The sequence below is a fragment of the Eubacterium ramulus genome (assembly GCF_003122485.1).
Lineage (GTDB): Bacteria > Bacillota > Clostridia > Lachnospirales > Lachnospiraceae > Eubacterium_I > Eubacterium_I ramulus_A.
The window spans coordinates 1-731 of record NZ_JRFU01000198.1 but is presented as its reverse complement, the minus strand read 5'-3'; the positions used below and the strand labels follow the sequence as shown (position 1 = coordinate 731).

The 731-nt window shown below is 41.9% G+C and carries 1 protein-coding gene and 1 pseudogene; both read left to right on the top strand.

What is annotated here, in order from left to right; genetic code table 11:
• Positions 1-179: pseudogene (locus LG34_RS15155) on the top strand (transposase); the annotation flags it as partial.
• On the top strand, positions 176-731 hold a 556-nt coding region (locus LG34_RS15150), incomplete at its 3' end, for an RNA-guided endonuclease InsQ/TnpB family protein (RefSeq protein ID WP_181369396.1). The pseudogene LG34_RS15155 and the gene LG34_RS15150, both read left to right, overlap by 4 nt.

Genomic DNA, 731 nt, shown 5'->3' with positions numbered 1-731 from the left:
TTATCAATGCGTATAAAAGTGCAAGCAGCCGTCTGTTGAAAAAAGAATATCCACAGGTCAGGGAAAAACTCTGGAAGGGGGCATTCTGGAGTTAGAGTTTCTGTCTGCTGACTGCGGGCGGTGCACCGATTGAGGTTATTCGCAGCTATATTGAAACACAGGGGGAGAAAAAGCGATGAACATGGCATATCGTTTTCGGATATATCCAACCAGAGAGCAGAAAAACCTGCTTGCAAAGACCTTTGGTAGCTGCCGTTTTCTGTATAACCAGATGCTGAGCGATAAGATACGGGAATATGAAGCCTCGAAAAAGATGCTGCGGAATACACCGGCGATGTATAAAAAAGAATATCCGTTTTTGAAAGAAGTGGATGCTCTGGCACTTGCAAATGTGCAGCTGCATTTGGAAAAAGCATATAAAAATTTTTTCAGGGATCCGAAAAGTGGTTTTCCAAAATTCAAGTCAAAACACAGGAGCAGAAAAAGTTATACAACGAACCTGGTAAATGGAAATGTTCAGGTAGAAGATCACCGGATAAAACTGCCGAAACTCAAGTGGATCCGTATGAAAAAGCACCGGGATATACCGGAAAAATACCGTTTGAAATCCGTAACGGTCAGCATGGAACCTTCCGGAAAGTATTATGCAAGTCTTTTATATGAAATATCTGACTGTGAGAATCAAACAGGAGGAGTGGATTATGAAGATGCAAAAATACTGGGGATCGACT